The sequence below is a fragment of the Flavobacterium longum genome (genome assembly GCF_965137575.1).
In the GTDB taxonomy this organism is placed as follows: Bacteria; Bacteroidota; Bacteroidia; order Flavobacteriales; family Flavobacteriaceae; genus Flavobacterium; species Flavobacterium longum.
Genome location: NZ_CBCRZJ010000003.1, coordinates 446,044 through 465,828 on the forward strand (window position 1 = coordinate 446,044; position 19,785 = coordinate 465,828).

The window sequence follows — 19,785 nt, forward strand, 5'->3', positions numbered from 1 at the left end:
CGAAAAAACATCCATGAAAGGCAAAAAAAATCGGTCAAAAACACCCTAAAATTCTGTCAAAAACCCAGTAAACACAAGGGTTTGTGAAAATTTATGTTAAAGAACTTCCCAAAAGATGCACTTAGTCGAGTTTTGGGGTTAGTCACCTATAAAATGGACGGTTTGGTATAGGTCGAAATAAATTTGTGTTAGCTACAAGCAATTTTAAATGAGCATGTCATGGAGAAAAATTACTTGAAAAACACATTGGAAAAAGTGACCCCGCCGGTTTGTCGAAATTTGAAATCATTCTTGATTTTAAGCACACTTTTAATGCTCTCACAAGTACTGATTGCCCAATCGCAAGGTCCGTTATATCCGGGCAACGACGGCAACGCGGGCGGCGGGACTTTTTGGAACAATACCAACCGAATCGTCTCGGACAATAACCAATATGCAACGGTTGCGTTGACGGGAACCAACACCAGTCGTACCTTATATGGTACTGATTATGGTTTTACCATTCCAGGCGCCGCTGTCATCACGGGCATCCAAGTGCAGATCGAGCGATTTGTCAGTTCAACATTTGGCGGCAACAGCGTCAACGATTTGGCCGTCAGGCTCATTAAGAACAATACCATACAAGGAAACAACAACGCCGTGGCCGGCGACTGGACCACGACCAATACGGTCATTACTTATGGCGGCGCTACCGATATGTGGGGTTTGACTTTCACACCTGCGGAAATCAACTCGAATCAATTCGGGGCTTCTATCTCGATTCAAAACCAAGGCTCTAACCGGACGGCATCGGTAGATTATATCCGTATCACTGTCTTTTATACGCTCGGCCCTACCATAACGAATTTCACCCCGACCAGCGCCTGTGCGGGCACGAATCCTACCGTTACCATTACGGGCACCAATTTCACCGGCGCGACCGCCGTCAATTTTAACGGTGTTTCGGCGGCATTTACCGTTGTGAGCGCAACGCAAATCACGGCTACCGTTCCCGCAGGTGCCACAACTGGCCCAATTTCCGTGACAGCGCCGGGCGGAACAGCCACGAGCGCATCCAATTTCACCATTACCCCATTGCCATCGGTGCAACCCATTACTGGAACGTTGGCAGCTTGTGTAGGCGGAACCACAACCTTGTCCGACGCAACGCCGGGCGGTGTCTGGAACACGGCATCGCCATTACTCGCTTCGGTAAACGGCTCCGGCGTGGTTACGGGTATTGCTCCAGGAACTGCCACGATAACCTATACCGTAACGACATCGGGGTGCAGCACGACCGTTTCTACCAACGTGAACGTGAACGCACAGCCTGTATTGGGCGGTGCATCATCCGTATGTCTGGGAAGCACAACACAATTGACACCGACTTCCGGCGGAACATGGTCGAGTAACAACCCAGCTGTAGCTACAATTGACAACGCGGGTAATATTACGACAGTAAGTGAAGGAACAACAACATTTGCGTTCACAGACGCTACCACCAGCTGCAGCCAGACTACGGGAACTTTCACGGTCTTGTCGTTGCCAGCTATCATTGCACATCCCGTTTCACAATCTGTTTGTTCGGGAAGTTCGGCGAGTTTTACCGTGAGTGCGTCAGGCAGCGGGCTTTCCTACCAATGGTATAATGGTGTGACGATGTTGACCAACGGCGGAAACATTTCGGGCGCGAACACGGCTACACTGACCATTAACCCGGTCAATCTCACCGATGTTTCGACAGATTATCACTGTGTCGTGACGGGCACGTGTGCACCGGCGGTCACTTCAAATGCAGCTTCATTAAGCGTCACCGAACAGGTGGCGATCACATCGCAACCATCTGCATCGCAGACCTTTTGTACGGGCACATCGGCCTCTTTCACCGTAAGCGCGACAGGCGCTGGATTGACTTACCAATGGTATAAGGGCATAACGTTGCTTACCGACGGCGGCCAGATTTCCGGCGCGACAAGCCCAACACTTACCGTAAGTTCACTGACACTGGCCGATGCTTCGGCGAATTATTACTGTGTGGTTTCGGGGATCAGTCCATGTTCAGCTGCAACATCCGCTAACGCAATTTTAATCGTAAACGAATCGCCTGTTATTGTAAGCCAACCCGTAGCTTTGAATACAGTTTGCGACGACGATCCAGTAAGCCTTTCCATTTTGGCCACTGGCGGAAGTCTGACTTACCAATGGTACAAGGGTGCGACGCCTGTATCGGATGGCGGAAATATCTCGGGCGCGACGACAAACACCCTGAACTTTACCCCGATCTACACATCGGACGCAGCGACAGATTACTATTGTGTCGTGACCAACGCCTGCACCGGTGTTTCCAGTACGTTGGCCGAAGTGGTTGTAAACCTTAAACCGAAAATTCCCGCACAAAACACAACGGTTTGTAGCGACCTGCCTTTTGCAATCAACCCTGTAAACGGCGTACCCGATGCCTTAACCGTAGTTCCTGCGGGAACAACTTATACCTGGGCAGCTCCTGTCGTAACCGGCGGCATGACCGGCGGTGCGGCAGGAAGCGGACAGCCGAACATTTCTGGCACTTTGAGCAATCCGACCAACACGCCACAGACCGCTACATACACGGTAACCCCAACTTCTGGAACAACTGGCAATTGCGTCGGCAATCCATTTACAGTGGTTGTAACCGTAGCTCCTGTGCCGAGTATCATCAACACCATTACCTCCACATGCAGTGGCACTGCGGCCATCGTTACCCCAACCGACGGCGGTGGAAACATTGTTCCTGCGGGCACGACATACGCCTGGAGCGCGCCATCGGTCACCGGAGGTTTGACGGGCTGGACGGCCGAAACCGGGCAAGCTGCTTTCAACCAGACGCTCATCAACCCAACCAACACGGTACAAACGGCCACGTATAGCGTGACGGCGACTTCCGGCAGTTGTGTAGGCACGACTTTCATCATCAACGTAAACGTACAGCCAAAACCAGACGCAGCAGGCACGCCGGCCACACAATCTATTTGTGCGGGTGATGCCATCACACCAATTGTCATCAGCAATCCAAATGGCGTAACGGGTATTACTTCATTTAACTGGACACGCAACAATACTGCAACCATCACAGGTATTCCGAGCTCAGGTACGGGAAGCATCATTTCAGGGAATTTGACGCACAGTTTGGGCACGCCACAGACGACGACGTTCACGATTACCGCGGTTTCAGAAGAAAATTGCGTCTCGGACCCGATTACGGTCGATGTCGTCGTGAACCCGATTCCGCTGCCTGTTGCTTCACCTGCAGCGCAAACCGTCTGTTCGGACGCCAGTTTTGCATCGGTTAACCTGTCAACATCCAATGGCGTTTCTGGAACAACTTACACTTGGACGCGCGACAACGATACAAACCTGACCGGACTGCCATCGTCTGGCAGCGGCAATATCATTTCGGGCGTACTGACCAATAACACAAACACGGCCCAAATCACAACTTTTACCGTGACGGCCATGGCCAACGGATGCATCAGCATAACGACCTTCACCATTACGGTGAATCCGAAGCCCACGATTGCCGTATCGCCTGCCTCACAAACGGTATGCGGCGGACTGCCCTTCGGTACAATCACCGCATCGAACCCGAATAACGTCGCGGGCGTGTCGTACAACTGGACACGGAACAACACGGTTAATGTCACCGGCGTGGCAGCTTCGGGAACAGGCGCAACGGTAACTGGCACATTGGTTAACAATACAGCGACCGCGCAGACCGTGACCTTTACGTTTACGGCGACCGCTTCGGGTTGCGCATCAGCGACGACGACTGTTGATGTAATCGTGGAACCAACGCCACTCCTGGTGCTGACGCCTGCCACACATCCGAACATCTGCAGTGGCGCGGCCATCACGAATATTGTCCTTTCAAACACGAATAATGTTCCGGGAACGACCTACAGTTGGACGCGTGACAACACGACAAACATTACAGGAATCGCGGCATCCGGAACTGGTTCGCCCATCAGCGGAAACCTCACCAACAATACGGCGACAAGCCAAACCACGACCTTCACGGTAACGGCGACTGCGCCCAACGGCTGCACAAGAACGTCGACCATTTCGGTGACTGTTTATGCACCATTGGTGGCGCCAGTCATCGGTGCTTCGCAGACTGTTTGCTTGTTTTCCACACCGGCACCTTTGACGCAGACCACACCGGTTTCTGGCGGCAGCGGTGTTTACACCTATCAATGGCAACGCAGTACAGATGGCGTTTCAGGCTGGGCGAATGTGGGCGGAAATACCGCTTCATATGCGCCTGGAACCATCAATGGCGGCCCGAATTATTACTATCGCGTTGTGGTCACCAACGTGTGCGGCTCGGTAACGAGTAATGTTGTCTTGATTCAAGTGGTCAACAATGTCGGTTTTACCTTCTCGCTAACCGGCACACCGGGAACGATTTGTCCGGGAACGAGTTTTACGCCGGGTATCAGTTCAATCCACTCAGACGATGCGGCCGTACGTTACCGCTGGACGGCGGACTCAAACTACATTACGCCAGGTTCCGGCGGACCGGTGGGCACAACAGGTGGCGCTTTCTGGTTTATCGTATGGTTGCGGACGTCGAGTTCCACTTTCAACTTTACCGCACAGAACAACACAAACGCGACAGTTGTCACCCCGATTTCGATCACGCCTGACATCTACGATTATCCTGGTCCGCCATCGGGTGCGTTCCAGTGCAGCATCACCCCGCAAACCTTTAACGTGACGATCCGTCCGAGGCCGGTTGCGACGATTGTATCTCCTGTTGCAGCTTCTGCGTTTTGCAGCGGCACCAGCCCGAACGTAACGGTCAGCGGCAATATTACCGATGCCAACATGACTTTTGCTTGGACACGAAACAATACCGTGAATGTAACATCGCCCACCAACAGCGGTACTTCGGCGGCCATTAGTCCTGGCGGCACGTTTACGATTCCATTTGTATTAACCAACACCACAGGTTCCGTACAAAATGTGACTTACACGATAACTCCTTCCTCTAACGGGTGTACCGGAACGCCGGTTACGATTACCATTGCCGTACAACCGCAGGTCACGCCGGGAACGGTAACTGCCAGCCAAACAATTTGCTCGGGTGGCGATCCGGCTGCGTTCACCCAAACCGTGGCGGCAACAGGAACCAACTTGACCTACCAATGGTATTCGAGTACGACAAGTGCGACCGGACCGTGGACGCCTATTCTCGGTGCGAACGCAACAACCTATGACGCGCCGGGACCGATCGCGCAGAATACTTGGTTCGTGCGCGAGGTGACTTCCACCGTAAACGGCAACCCATGTTCGGTGATGAATACAACGCCAATTCTTGTATCAATCAACAATATTGTTCCGGGAACAATTTCCGGCGACCAGACCATTTGCAGCGGCGGCAGCGCAACGATTTCAAGCGCGGCGGTAGCTACCGGTTCCGGCACAATCACTTATGCGTGGCAGTCCAACACGACTGGATGCGGTGGCACTTGGAACAATATTGCGGGTTCCACCGCTACATTGAACGTCACTGGCTTGACGCAAACCACCTATTTCCGACGGGTGGCCACGTCAACCCTAGCGGGCTCGCCTTGCCAGGATTACAGCAACTGCGTGACGATTACCGTCAACAACGTGACCGCCGGAACGGTTGGTTCGGATGAAGTATTGTGCGGTAACAACCCTACGGCATTTACCGTTCTGACCCCGGCAACCGGCAGCGGTACGCTCAGTTACCAATGGCAGAGCAACACGACCGGCTGCGGAAGCGTCACATGGAATAATATTCCGGGAGCGAACAGCGCAACTTATGACGCGCCGTCCGGGCTGACCCAAACGACCTATTACCGACGTGTGACGACATCGACACTCAACAGCGTCGCTTGTACGGCCATCAGCAATTGCATCACGGTTACGGCCAATGCGGTGACCGGCGGAGCCATCAGTGGTAACCGTACGGTTTGCAACGGCGGCGACCCAACGGCGTTCACCGAAACCGCTGCAGCCACGGGAACAGGATTGACCTACCAGTGGCAAAGCAGCACCATCAGTGCATCCGGACCTTGGACAGATATCACGGGAGCAACCGGAAATACTTACGATGCGCCTGGGCCAATCACGCAAACGACATACTTCCAGCGCGTGGCTTTCGCTACGGTTGGCGCAACGACCTGCCAGGCGGCTTCTAATTTCGTGACGGTATTCGTGAACAATGTAACGGCTTCAGTCATTGCCGGCGACCAAGCGGTTTGCGGCGAAGATCCGAATGCATTTACCGTAACGACACCAGCCTCGGGAAGCGGCATACTGACGTACCAATGGCAATCCAATACAACCGGATGCGGCGGCAGTTGGAACAACATCCCGGGTGCAAACGGCGCAACGTATGATCCACCAGTAGTCGCACAGACGACATACTATCGCGTCATTGTGACATCGACCATGAACAGCGTGGCTTGTACGGCCATCGGCAATTGCGTCACCGTGACGAGCTTCGCCAAGATTTGGAACGGATCGGTCAGTTCAGACTGGAATGTGGCCGCGAACTGGACACCGAACGGCATCCCGACATCGGCGCATTGTGTCGTCGTCCCGAACGTTTCCAACGATGCTGTCGTGATGGGCGGCGGATACATCGGCTACGCCAAAAACATCACCGTGCTCAATGGCGGCGAACTCGAGATTGAACCGACAAACAGCCTTGTCGTGGAAGATGCCGTGGTCGTAAACGCGGGCGGCTATTTCGAAATTGAAAACAACGCCAGTCTCGTGCAGGTGAATAACATCGGCAACAGCGGAATCGTTCATATGAAACGGATTACCCAGCCGATGTACCGATTCGACTATACCTATTGGAACAGCCCGATGGTCATGGGTTCGTACACACTCGGCAATTTGTCGCCAAATACGCAGTACGACAAGTATTATAGTTGGAACCCAACAAACGCGGGCGGCAACGGCAACTGGATCCAGGAAAGCGTTGCAACGATCATGAATCCTACGAAAGGTTACATTGTACGCGCACCGAACAGCTTCTCTACGAATCCGTCGATTACGGCACCTTACACGGCAACATTCACCGGAACGCCTAATAACGGCGATATTCAAATCCCGATTGCGATTGGCAGTTTGGGCGCTGGTACGTCGAACGATAAAATGAACCTCATCGGCAACCCATATCCATCGGCGGTGAGCGCCAACGCGTTCCTGAACGACCCAGCGAACGTGCCTTTGATTGACGGTACGATTTATTTCTGGACACACCATGCGCCGCCGAGCACGGCATTCGCAAACCCGTTCTATGGAAATTTCATTTACAATTACAGCCCTGCGGGTTATGCTTCCTACAACAAACTGGGCGGCACTTACACCGTACCTTCTGGTTATGGCGGCAATCCGCCGAACGGCTTCATCGGGGCAGGACAAGGATTCTTCGTCAAAGGATTGGGCAACGGCAACGCAGTATTCAAGAACAGCATGCGCGTAACCGGAAACAATAACGTGTTCTTCAGGCCGGCCAATCCGTACGCTTCTGCGCCGACTGAATTTGAAAGTCACAGGATTTGGCTCAACATGGCCGATACGCAAGGTTCGTTCAGCCAGATGCTCGTGGGTTACGCCGATGGTGCTACGAATGGGTTCGATCGCGGTTTCGATGGCGAAACCTTCAATGTAAATGCGGTGTCATTGTATTCTGTGAATTCCGGAAAAGTTTTGGGCATCCAAGGACGTGCGTTGCCGTTTAACGATGCCGATACGGTTCAATTGGGTTACAGCGCCACCGTGGCCCGTGCCTTTACGATCGGAATCGACCGCGTAGACGGCCTTTTCGAAAACCAGAACATCTATCTTGAAGACAAACAGTTGAACGTCATTCACAACCTCAAGGAAAGTGCGTACACGTTCAATGCGCAACCGGGCGCAGACAATGACCGGTTCGTGTTGCGCTATACGTCGTCATCGCTTGGCGTTGGCCATAACGACCTGTCCGCAGGTGTGCTCGCGTACGTGCAGCACGAGCGACTGACCGTGAAAGCGTCGCAAGATATTGAAGAAGTGCAGGTGTTCGACATCAGCGGAAAACTCGTGACCGTATTTACACCTGACCAAAACAGCACTATGCTGCAAGCCGACTTCAACGCCGCACAAGGCGTGTATTTCGCAAAAATCAAACTGGCGAACGGCGCACTGGCCACCGCAAAACTGGTCAACGGAAAGTAAGCCATTCACCCTCAACACAAAAACCCATTTCCTTTCTGGTGATGGGTTTTTTTATTGCCCTTTGCGGATTGTTCAAGGTATTCCGATAAACTTTTTGTATTTACCCAATAAAACGCCATATATGTTGAAAACTATTTGCGTAAAAGTGTTAAACAATCGTGAAAAATAAATTAATTCTTTATATTTGATTCATTCCCTATATGAACGCTGAATCAATGAAGAATCTCTACAACAACTGCATCTATTTTGTCTTTTTGATCTTTTTTTTTCTGCATGCCGAACGCAGTAATGCGCAAGGTGCGAACTGCGGCGCGGCTGTCGCTTTGACAGTAAATGGCGCTGGGGTAGCAGGATCCATCACAGACGCAACAGTGAATGACCCGACCATCGCCGCCGGTTGCGCAGGCGGTGCCACTTCCAGAGATGGATGGTATAGTTTCGTAGCCACTACCGCATCGGTCACGGTCACGTGTGTCACCAGCAACCGCCAACAAGTCCTCTACGGCTATTCTGGCTCTTGCGGAACTTTGACCCAGATTGGCTGCGCAAATGCCAACACTACAGCTGGCGGGCAAACCGAAGTCATGACCCTCACCGGGCTCACGGCTACAGTCACGTACTACATTCGGGTGGTGAATTCAACGGCCAACAACATGAACATCACGTCGATTGCCGTGGCCACGCCGCCTGCCAATGACGATTGTGCGGGCGCTATAAACCTGACACCTGCGGCTTCTTGTACGATTACATCGGGCACTACGGTTGGGGCAACCCAATCCATCGCCGGGATTACTTGCGGCGGTTTTACGGGCAATGCCGATGACGACGTGTGGTATTCTTTTACGGCATCGGCAACAAACCATACCATTACGGTCGCCGGATTGACAGGTTTTGATGCGGTGGTCGATTTGCGATCTGGCGCGTGTAACGGGGCCAACATCAATTGCGCAGACGCGACAACCGGCGGCGGAACGGAAATCATCAACGCTACGGGACTTAGCATCGGTACGACGTATTACGTTCGGGTTTACAGTTACGGCACAACGAGCGGAAGCTTCACCATTTGCATCACATTGCCGCCGAGCGCACCAGCCAACAATGACTGCGCGGGTGCCGTATCACTCACGGTAAACCCAACAACAACCTGCACAACCAGCACTTCTGGAACAACCGTTGCCGCCACACAATCTCAATCGGCGTGCATTGGCAGCGGTGCTGATGACGATGTTTGGTATTCCTTCACAGCGACGGGATCAAGCCATATTGTCACCGTCACACCGGGTACTTTGAGCGACGCGGTGTTGCAAGTGTTCAGCGGCGGATGCGGTACGCTGGCCAGCATCGCCTGTATCGACAACTCATCGGGTGCTTCCAATGAAACAACAACACTAACCGGCTTAACAACCGGCGCAACTTACTATGTGCGCGTGCACAGCTATTCCAATGGCACGAACCAAGGTACGTTTTCGGTGTGTATAACGACACCTCCGGCAGGCCCGGCGAACGACAATTGCGGCGGCGCGGTATCACTCACGGTTAACCCGACCACAACCTGCACCACGAGCACATCAGGAACAACAGTGTCAGCCACACAATCCCAAGCGGCCTGTGTGGGAAGCGGCGCCGATGATGATGTGTGGTATTCGTTCACAGCTACCGGAACCAGCCATATCGTGACCGCAACACCGGGAACACTTAGCGATGTTGTACTACAAGTATTCAGCGGCAGTTGTGGTACGCTGACCAGTATTGCCTGCGTTGATGCCACTTCGGGCACCGGAATTGAAACGACAACTCTTTCAGGACTGACGGCAGGAAACACCTATTTCGTACGCATCCACAGCTATTCTAACGGCACTAATCAGGGCACGTTTACGCTTTGTGTTACGACACTCGCACCGCCGTCCAACGACAACTGCGCCGGCGCAACAAGCCTGACTGTAAATGCCGGCACGACCTGCTCTTCTACAACATCGGGAACATCACTCGGCGCGACGCAGTCTCAGGTAGGCTGTAGCGGAACCGCCGATGATGACGTGTGGTATTCGTTCACAGCGACCGGCGCCACGCATGCCGTCACCGTAACGCCCACGACGATAAGTGATGCCGTTTTTGAATTATTCAGCGGCGCCTGTGGATCTTTGACCAGCCTGGGTTGCATCAACGCAACTACGGGAACGGCGAATGAAACGGCAACTTTCACGTCACTTACCACCGGCGCCACTTACTATGTACGGGTGTATAGCGCCGGAACAACAGGCGGCACCTTTACCGTATGCGTAACATCGCCGCCGCCGCCACCAGCAAACGACAATTGTGCGGGTGCTGTTGCATTGACCGTAAATCCGTCCACAACATGCACGACAACCACTTCTGGAACCAGCGTTTCGGCTTCGCAATCACAGGCAGGCTGCGCGGGCACCGCCGATGATGACGTGTGGTATTCTTTTGTAGCGACAGGTTCTGCGCACACCATAGCCGTGACACCGGGAACGATGAGCGACGTCGTGTTACAGATTTTCAGCGGCGCGTGTGGTTCGCTCACAAGCCTTGCCTGCGTTGACAATTCTGTGGGAAGCGCGGTCGAGACCACTACCGTCGGCGGGCTTACTACTGGAAACACCTACTACGTGCGTGTCCACAGTTATTCCAACGGTACCAACCAAGGTACATTTACGGTTTGCGTGACGACACCGGCGGTAACTTCAAATGACAATTGCAGCACGGCTACTGCCTTGACCGTCAACCCGAATTTAACCTGTACAACCACGACCACATCCACAAGTGTTGGTGCAACCCAGTCCCTAGCTGGCTGTTTCGGCACAGCCGATGACGACGTGTGGTTTACGTTTGTCGCGACGGGAACAACCCACACCATTTTGGTTACACCCGGAACACTTTACGACGCCGTGTTCCAAGTTTTCTCTGGCACTTGCGCCGGAACACTAACCAGTTTAAGTTGCGTTGACAACACGACGGGCACTTCAAACGAATCCGAGACGATTTCCGGCTTGACCGCAGGTGTCACTTATTTTGTAAGGGTTTACAGCTATTTTGGGCTTGTTGGCGACCAAGGCAGTTTTACGGTTTGCGTGACCACGCCTGTACCGCTGTCCAACGACAATTGCGGCTCAGCGATTGGGCTTACCGTAAACCCGACTACATCGTGTGCAGTGTCGACTACTGGATCAACCGTGTCTGCCACGCAATCCTTGGCTGGTTGCAGCGGCACGGCCGACGACGACGTTTGGTATTCGTTTGTAGCGACCAGCACCACACACAACATCAGGGTAACGCCAGGCACGTTATATGATCCGGTATTCCAGGTTTTCAGCGGCAGTTGCGGCGGGTTAACCAGCATCGACTGCGTGGACGATACCGTTGGCGTTTCGGTTGAGTCGGCAACGATTACAGGGTTAACCATCGGCAATACTTACTTCGTCCGCGTATATAGCTATTACGGTATTGCGGGCGACCAAGGCACGTTCACGATTTGCGTTACCACACAAACATCATGTAGCGGCGGTGGCGGAAGCGGCACCACGGATTTGGGTTGTCCATCGGTATTGGCTGGCGGATTAGGCCTCGGCGGTGCAGATCCTACACCTATTTCGTGTACATCCGGCGGATGCGTAGACCTAGAAGCGACTTATCTTCAGTTGGGGCAACCGACGAGCTACACCGTACAATCCATACCGTATGCGCCGCCTTACCAGTATGACTGTTTGGCCAATGCCGTAAGCGTCAACAATGACGACGTGTGGTCGCCGATCATCAACTTACCTTTTAACTTCTGTTTCTACGGAAACACTTACAACCAATGCTTAATCAGTTCCAACGGCATCATTACGTTTGATACCGTAAACAATACGCCGGGCGGTTATTCAAGTTGGAGTTTTAACGTCAACGCACCGAGCGCCACTCTGTCCTTAAATTCCATTTTTGGGGTGTATCATGACATCGACCCGAGGGTTGGCGGCACGGTGGGCTGGGAACTCATTACCCTGAATACGGGTTGCCGCGCACTCGTAGCTGCCTGGAACGACATCCCGATGTTCTCCACGTCTTGTAATTCACAACTTTATACGGGTATGATCGTGTTGTACGAAAATACCAACATCATCGACGTGTACATCCGGGAGAAAAATGTTTGCGCGAGTTGGAACAGCGGGAATGCCATCGTGGGCATCCAAAATGCGACCGGAACCACTGGTACTGTGGCACCGGGGCGCAACGGATTAGATGCCGATTGGACTGTATCCAGCAGCACGAACGAAGCTTGGCGATTTGTCCCGTCGGGTGCGTCGATTACGTCTATCAGATGGTACGAAGGTGCAGGCACCACCGGCCCGATGATTGGCACGACCGATGTCATCAACGTCTGTCCTTTAGCCACTACCGTTTACACTGCCGAAGTGACCTACACCCTTTGCGATGGAAGCACCGTTCGGGAAACCGAAAGCACAACGGTAAATGTGAATTTAAGCAAAGTCTGGAACGGCAGCGTCAACACCAATTGGGACGAAGCCGGCAACTGGACACCGGTGGGCGTACCGACCAACCTGGACTGCGTCGTGATCCCGAACGTGGCCAACGACCCGATTATCTCCGGCACGGCCTATGACGCCTACGCCTATTCCCTGCGCGTGCTCAGCGGCGGGTTCCTGACGATGAACTCGGCGAATAACCTCACCGTGACCAATATCGTCAACGTCAATGCGGGCGGCATATTCAACATACAGGACGACGCGAGCCTGTTGCAGATCGACAACGTGGCCAACACCGGCATCGTCAACATGCAGCGCACCACACCGCCGGTCTATCGTTTCGATTACACCTACTGGAACTCCCCGATGACACTCGCCTCCAACTATACCCTGGGCATGCTCTCGCAGAACCTCACCCAGTATGACAAATATTACCACTGGACGCCATCTGTCAGCGGCGGAACCGGCATTTGGGCGCAGGAAAGCGTGGCCACCATCATGGACCCGACCAAGGGTTACATCGTGCGCGCACCAAATTCCTATTCCTTCACCCCGACCGTATTCGCCCCGTACACGGCCACCTTCACCGGGACGCCGAACAACGGGCCCGTAAACTGCCCGATAACCTACGGCACGGACGGCTCGACCATCAACGACCAATGGAACCTGATCGGCAACCCGTATCCGTCGGCGGTCAATGCGCTTCCGTTCGTCACGGCCAACACCGCCTCGTTCTACGGCACGCTCTATTTCTGGACGCACAACAGCGCCATCTCACCGGCATTCCCAGATCCGTTCTACAATGACTTCGTGTTGAATTACACCTCCTCCGATTACGCCTCATGGAACAGCACCGGCGGGACCGCGGCCTCATCGGGCGGAGCGGCACCGGGCGGATACATCGCCGCGGCGCAGTCCTTCTTCGTGCTGGCCACGGGAAGCGGGGGCAATGCGCAGTTCACCAATGCCATGCGCGTGAGGAACAACAACGGGCAGTTCTTCCGCCCTGGATCCATGGCTTCCTCGCCCGAGAACAGCGACGGGGACGCCAGCCTGGAGAAGCACCGCATCTGGCTCAACATGACCAATAACCTCAACGCCTTCAACCAATTGCTCGTGGGATACGTCCAGAACGCCACCATGGATTTCGACGGGCTTTTCGACGGGGAGTCGATGAACCAGAGCAACGTGAATTTCTACTCGGTACTGCCGGGGCATAAGCTGGTCATCCAAGGGCGTTCGCTACCGTTCGATGAGGAAGACCAGGTACCGCTGGGTTACAGCGCCGCCGCCGCAGGGGATTTCTCCATCAGGATCGCGAGATTCGACGAGTGGTTTGACGACTACAACATCTACGTCGAGGACAAGCTGCTTAACGTCATCCACGACCTGAAGGTATGCCCTTATGTGTTCAGCACAGAGGCCGGCCAGTTCGACGAGCGCTTCGTCTTGCGCTACACCGCCAACGCTCTTGGTACGGGACAGCAACTGACCCAGGCTGCAAGTGCCTTCATCAGGGACAACACACTCTTCGTGCGGGCAAGCGGGGACATCGAATCGGTCACCGTGTATGACGTCACGGGAAAACTGATCGGAAACTACGCCCCGAAATCCGCAGGCCAGTCCATGCAGGAGGAATTCCACCATGCCCAGGGCGTGTATCTGGCCAGGATCACATACGGCGACGGGATACAGGCAAACGTCAAGCTTATGAATTGACCAACTACATTTCCACCAAAATAAAAAATCCGCCCCAAGAGGCGGATTTTCACTTGAACTAATAATAAAATTCTTATCTCACGATCGTCATCTCGTCTACGATGTGTTTCGCGCCCGAGAATTTGTCGATGATCCAAAGTACGTAACGGATGTCCACGTTGATGGTACGTTGCAATTTCGAATCGAAGATTACGTCGCCCGCCATGGCTTCGATATTGCCGTCGAATGCGAGGCCAATCAATTCGCCTTTGCCGTTGAGCACTGGTGAACCAGAGTTTCCGCCCGTAATATCGTTATCGGTAAGGAAGTTTACGTGCATGGAGCCGTCTTTGTCAACATACTGACCAAAATCCTTGGTCGCGTTCATATCCAAAATGCGCTGTGGCAGGTCAAACTCCTGGTCGCCTTTTTTGTACTTCTTGACCATACCGGCCATGGTTGTATAGTTGTTGATTTTGGCGTCATTGCGCTTGTCGGCCGGAAGCGAACGCACTTTACCGTAAGTAAGGCGCAAGGTCGAGTTGGCATCCGGATATTTGATCGTTCCGATTTTTGACTCGCGCAAACCTTCCACCAACAGCCTGAACGAAGCGCCGAAATCATTCTGCGCCTTCGCGATGTCATCCGACTTTGAATTGAGTTGCTTGAGCAATTCATCAGACAATTGGTACAATGGGTCGGCGGTAATCATGGCTTCGCTAGGCGCGGCCAAAAATGCCTTCATGCGCGCCGGAGATGAGAAAATACTCAATTCGAAAATGCCGTTCACGTAATTGGTGAAGTCGCCGTTGTTGTCTTTGCCGATTTTCTCGACCATCGGCGCAATGGCGTAGCCTGTTGATTTGGTGGAATACAATTTCAACTGCGCGTTCAAGATGTCTTTCTCGGCCGGGATGTAGATTTCCTTAAAGAACTCATCGATCATCTCGTTCATGTCTGCGGCCATTTCCTTGCGTCCGGCAGCATCAGCTTTGGCGTATGCCGTCAGCGGTTTGGCCAAAGTACGCGACACGGTACCGTAAGAACTGGTGCGCAACAATTGCTGCAAATAGTTGTCATGACGCGCCTTTTCGTTGGTCATGCCGTAAAACTTGTTGATGGTAGACACAACATTTCCGTATTTGGCTTTGTTGGCTGGCTGGTTTGCCCATTTGTTGAACTTGGCTTCCTGCCCCGCTTTTGCTTTCGAGGTTTGGAACTTGGTCAGCGCGTCGATCATGCCCTGACGGTTCTTCCAATAGTTCGCCGTTTGCGCATACTTGGACGCGTACATCAGGTTGACGGCTTCGTCTTTATCCATGTATTTTTTCATGTTGTCCATGCCGGTTTTGGCACCTTCAACCCAAGCTGGATACGCAAATTTCACATTCTGCTCAATCCCGCCCGCTGGCATCCAACGGTTGGTGCGGCCCGGATAACCCAAAATCATCGCGAAGTCATTTTCCTTCACGCCTTTCATGCTCACCGGCAAATAGTGCTTCGGCTTGAGCGGCACGTTGTCTTTTGAATAGTCGGCTGGGTTGCCGTTTTTGTCAGCATACACGCGGAACATCGAGAAGTCACCCGTGTGGCGCGGCCATTCCCAGTTGTCTGTATCGCCACCAAATTTACCGATGCTTTCCGGCGGCGTGCCTACCAAACGGACATCCTTGAAATCTTGGTAAACGAAATAGTAATATTCATTTCCTTGGAAGAAAGAACGCACGGATACGACATATTTTCCGCCTTCATTGTTCTCTTTTTCAATCAACGCGATTTCTTTGTTGACGGCCGCTTCGCGCTCGGCTTCGGTCATCGACGGATTTACTTTAGACAAAATCCTTTTCGATACGTCGTCCATACGAACGAAGAAACGCACGAACAGACTCTTAGGCTTGAGTTCCTTTGATTTGTCGGCGGCCCAGTAGCCGTTTTTCAGGTGGTTGTCTTGTGTGGTGGAAAGTTCGGCGATGGCGTCATAACCGCAATGGTGGTTGGTCAGGATCAGGCCGTCTTTCGAAATAATTTCAGCTGTACAGCCACCATTGAATTGGACGATGGCATCCTTGAGGCTGTGGTTGTTGATGCTGTAGATTTCCTCTGCGGTAAGTTGCAGCCCCATTTTTTGCATGTCGCGGTGGTTGAGCCTTTCGATGAACATCAAAAACCACATGCCTTCGTCGGCACGCATCGGGAACGCTGTAAGACACAGCATGAAAAACAAAATGATTTTCTTCATTTGTAATTTGAGTTAGTTATACGGATTGAGTAGTCTGCCCGGAAAGCGGTTTGTTACAGGATGTTGGCAAAAAGCTTCAGGCGCTGCGAATATACTCCATTTTACGCGATTCGCAAGAAACGAAAACGTTATCGGTTTGTTCAGATGCAGTCAATCGCTATCTTAGCCGAAAAATCCCACATGATCGCATTCCGGAACCTTATTGAAAACCCAACGGCAGAAAACTATCTGGCCGTCCGTAAAGAAATCGTTGCAACTGAGGGTTATGACCCCTATTCGGACGACATCGACCACCTGAACGAACTCCTGGATGCCGAAAAATTCGAGGAAGCCTTGCAATACAACAACGCCAATACGTTGCTTAGCGCACGGTGCCATTTGCTGAAGAGTTTCGCGCTGAAACAACTCGGGAACGACAAAGACGCGCAGTCTGAAAACATCATCGCGCACCAAATCCTGGAAGGCATGGCGGCATCGGGCGATGGCACTTTGGAAAAGCCGTATGTGGTGTTGCGCATCAGCGATGAACGCGATTTGATGATGTATCTGGACGAAGAATTCGCTTCGCAGTCGCTGTCAAACCGAAACGGGATGATGCTCGATGTGTTAACGACGGCCTCGGGAAAACAAATCCATTTTAACATCACGGACTGTTTCATCGCCATGCAGGCCAAACGTGGTAACTTTGGCGTAGAAGTCAAGAAGAAATGGTGGAAATTCTGGTAGGTTTATTTCACGGCGCCAGCCTTTTTTAGATCGTCCACCAGCTTTTGGGTGAACAACGCCGAACCGTCGCGGTTCATGTGCAATGCGTTGTAGAAGTATTTTTTATCCAGACACATCGGGTCGTTGCTGTAGTCCAGGAAAAGTAACCCATGCCTGCGGGCTATGTCAGCGTACAAGGCGATGACCTGGTCGCGGTTGCCGATGAACTTTTGCCCATGGATTTCTTCAGGGCTGTACACCAGAATAACTGTCTGGCCGTTTTTCTTACATTGGCCGAGAAAATCTTCAAAAGCGTTCTGGTAAGACCGCAACGGATGGACTTCAAAAGTTTTGGTTTTGGCCTGCGCTTTTTCCAGATCCGAGTTCCAGGATTGGACGTTGCCCAAATAACCTTTCGTACGCTTGGGTTTGTCGCGCTCGCCGTGCAACGTGATAGACACCGCCTTGGCCAGCGCCTCGTGTTGCCCGGCGTATCGCACCAGCGGAATCCAGGAATCCCAGGCAGAAAACCCCTGATACTTTGACGTGATGTCGTACATGTCTTTGTTCCACAGCATATACGGCAGGAATTGCATGGAATTGTACAACTCGTCGCGTTTTACCAGCGTAAAAATATCCACCGAATACACGATGACTTTCGGGCGGCGGTTGTGTTTCACCAATTCCCGATAGCGGAAATCCTGTAGCGGAAAACTGTGGCCGTCGATTCCGATATTGTAAACCTTCCGATTCAACCCGTTTTCCATGATGGCCGGATCAAAATGGAGCCACGCGCGCGACGAGCCATTGATCGTGATGTCTGCGTCGACGGTGCCGTTGTAAATGTCCTGCCAGACCAAAAATTCGCCCTGCGCCAACCGCACCGATTTCGCGAGATTCGCCGAAAGCACATAGTCGGCAACGCAGGCCAACAACATGATCGGCACGAAAAACCAAAGCACTTTTCGGAGGAATCCCTTCATCAGAATTGGAAATAAATGAATTGTTCTTTTGATCCGGCGAAGTAGAATATCGCAAATACCATCAGGTAATATGCGGCCCAACGGACAGGACGCGGCCAAGAAAGGCCAAACTTCGCAATGGCGTATTGCTGCTCACGCCCCAACCATTCAACGATCATAAATATTGCGATCAGCACGAGCAATATCTTCGGGAAAACCGTCGGCATGGAAAGCAACGAACGGCTAAAAATCCCGCCGATGTACTGCAAGGCGTGCGACAGGCTTTCGGCCCGGAAAAATATCCACGCCAACACCGCGAGTGAAAACGTGATGCCCATCGCGAAAAATTCACGCACGCTTGGCAGCCATTTTCCTTGCGCCACGGTATCGAGGTTGTTCCGGTTGGTATTGAATACGATGGACGGCATGATGTAAAGCGCATTTAGGAATCCCCAAATCAAGAACGTCCAGTTGGCGCCATGCCAGAAACCGCTCACCAGGAAAATGATGAACGTGTTGCGCACTTTCATCCACATGCCGCCTTTGCTGCCGCCGAGCGGAATATACAAGTAATCGCGGAACCACGTGGAAAGCGAAATGTGCCAGCGCCGCCAGAACTCTGCAATGTCCCGAGAGAAGTACGGAAAGGCGAAATTCCGGAGCAGTTCCATCCCGAAAAGCCGCGCCGTTCCTAGCGCAATGTCTGAATAGCCGGAGAAATCGCCGTAAATCTGGAAGGTAAAGAACAACGCGCCCATAACCAGATCGCTGCCCGAATGCATGCCCGAGTTGTTGAAAATCTCATTGGCATGCTGGGCGCATTGGTCTGCGATGACGACTTTTTTGAACAAGCCCCAAAGGATTTGCCGCAAACCGTCGATGGCTTTGGCGTTGTCGAAAAAACGGGGCCGCTGGATTTGTGGCAACAAGTGCGTGGCGCGCTCAATCGGGCCGGCCACCAACAGCGGAAAAAAGCTGACGAATACGGAATAGTCAATAAAGTTGCGTTCGGCCTTGATGCGTTCTTTGTAGATATCGATGACGTACGACAAACCGTGAAATGTGTAAAACGAAATCCCGACCGGGAGAATGACCTGCAACGTCCATGGGCTGACGTGTATGCCGAAATTCGCGACGGCATCTGCAAACGACTCCGCGAAGAAATTGTAATACTTGAATACGCCCAAAAATCCAAGGTTTACGCCTACGCTGAGCCAGAACCAAAACTTGCGGCCGCGTTTGTCTGGCGCGTCGCACATTTTAAGCCCGGTGTAATAATCCAGTAACGTCGAGAAAACGAGCAGGAACAAAAAGCGCCAATCCCAGCAAGCGTAGAAGAAATAGCTGGCCACCAAAAGCAGGATGTTCTGCGCCTTGAGGCTTTTATTGGCGACAAACCAATACAGTATAAATACAATGACCAGGAAAACGGCAAAGCCTACGGTATTGAACAGCATGGAATCTTGTTTGGCGCTAC

Annotated in this window: 6 protein-coding genes; 3 read left to right on the forward strand and 3 right to left on the reverse strand. The window is 52.6% G+C overall.

Annotated features, from left to right (window positions below; all coding sequences use genetic code 11):
• Positions 1 to 219 precede the first annotated feature (219 nt).
• Both ACM9J1_RS07720 and ACM9J1_RS07725 read left to right on the forward strand, forming a co-directional pair.
• Positions 220 to 8,217: a PKD-like domain-containing protein gene (locus ACM9J1_RS07720; RefSeq protein WP_415581454.1), complete on the forward strand. Its 7,998-nt coding sequence runs from the start codon at positions 220 to 222 to the stop codon at positions 8,215 to 8,217.
• A 215-nt stretch (positions 8,218 to 8,432) separates the two neighbouring features.
• Positions 8,433 to 14,423: a hypothetical protein gene (locus ACM9J1_RS07725; RefSeq protein ID WP_415581455.1), complete on the forward strand. Its 5,991-nt coding sequence runs from the start codon at positions 8,433 to 8,435 to the stop codon at positions 14,421 to 14,423.
• A gap of 73 nt (positions 14,424 to 14,496) precedes the next feature.
• Here the strand turns inward: ACM9J1_RS07725 and ACM9J1_RS07730 are convergent, their stop codons facing one another.
• On the reverse strand, positions 14,497 to 16,641 hold the full coding sequence (locus tag ACM9J1_RS07730; protein ID WP_415581456.1) for a S46 family peptidase: 2,145 nt from the start codon (positions 16,639 to 16,641) through the stop codon (positions 14,497 to 14,499).
• 180 nt (positions 16,642 to 16,821) lie between these two features.
• Between ACM9J1_RS07730 and ACM9J1_RS07735 the strand changes: the two genes are divergently transcribed.
• Entirely contained in the window at positions 16,822 to 17,367 is a 546-nt protein-coding gene (locus ACM9J1_RS07735) for a DUF4919 domain-containing protein (protein WP_415581457.1), read from the forward strand.
• Between the two features lie 2 nt (positions 17,368 to 17,369).
• Here the strand turns inward: ACM9J1_RS07735 and ACM9J1_RS07740 are convergent, their stop codons facing one another.
• The gene (locus tag ACM9J1_RS07740; protein ID WP_415581458.1) at positions 17,370 to 18,329 is read right to left on the reverse strand and encodes a hypothetical protein; all 960 of its coding nucleotides are present in this window, start codon (positions 18,327 to 18,329) and stop codon (positions 17,370 to 17,372) included.
• A complete protein-coding gene (locus ACM9J1_RS07745; RefSeq protein WP_415581459.1) occupies positions 18,329 to 19,765 on the reverse strand; it encodes an MBOAT family O-acyltransferase in 1,437 nt (478 codons plus the stop codon). Before ACM9J1_RS07745 ends, ACM9J1_RS07740 begins: the two co-directional genes overlap by 1 nt.
• Positions 19,766 to 19,785 lie beyond the last annotated feature (20 nt).

Bases quoted from the DNA above. Each gene is read 5' to 3' on its own strand.
- ACM9J1_RS07720 (WP_415581454.1), top strand. From the start codon at position 220: ATGGAGAAAAATTACTTGAAAAACACATTGGAAAAAGTGACCCCGCCG.
- ACM9J1_RS07725 (WP_415581455.1), top strand. From the start codon at position 8,433: ATGAAGAATCTCTACAACAACTGCATCTATTTTGTCTTTTTGATCTTT.
- ACM9J1_RS07730 (WP_415581456.1), bottom strand. From the start codon at position 16,641: ATGAAGAAAATCATTTTGTTTTTCATGCTGTGTCTTACAGCGTTCCCG.
- ACM9J1_RS07735 (WP_415581457.1), top strand. From the start codon at position 16,822: ATGATCGCATTCCGGAACCTTATTGAAAACCCAACGGCAGAAAACTAT.
- ACM9J1_RS07740 (WP_415581458.1), bottom strand. From the start codon at position 18,329: ATGAAGGGATTCCTCCGAAAAGTGCTTTGGTTTTTCGTGCCGATCATG.
- ACM9J1_RS07745 (WP_415581459.1), bottom strand. From the start codon at position 19,765: ATGCTGTTCAATACCGTAGGCTTTGCCGTTTTCCTGGTCATTGTATTT.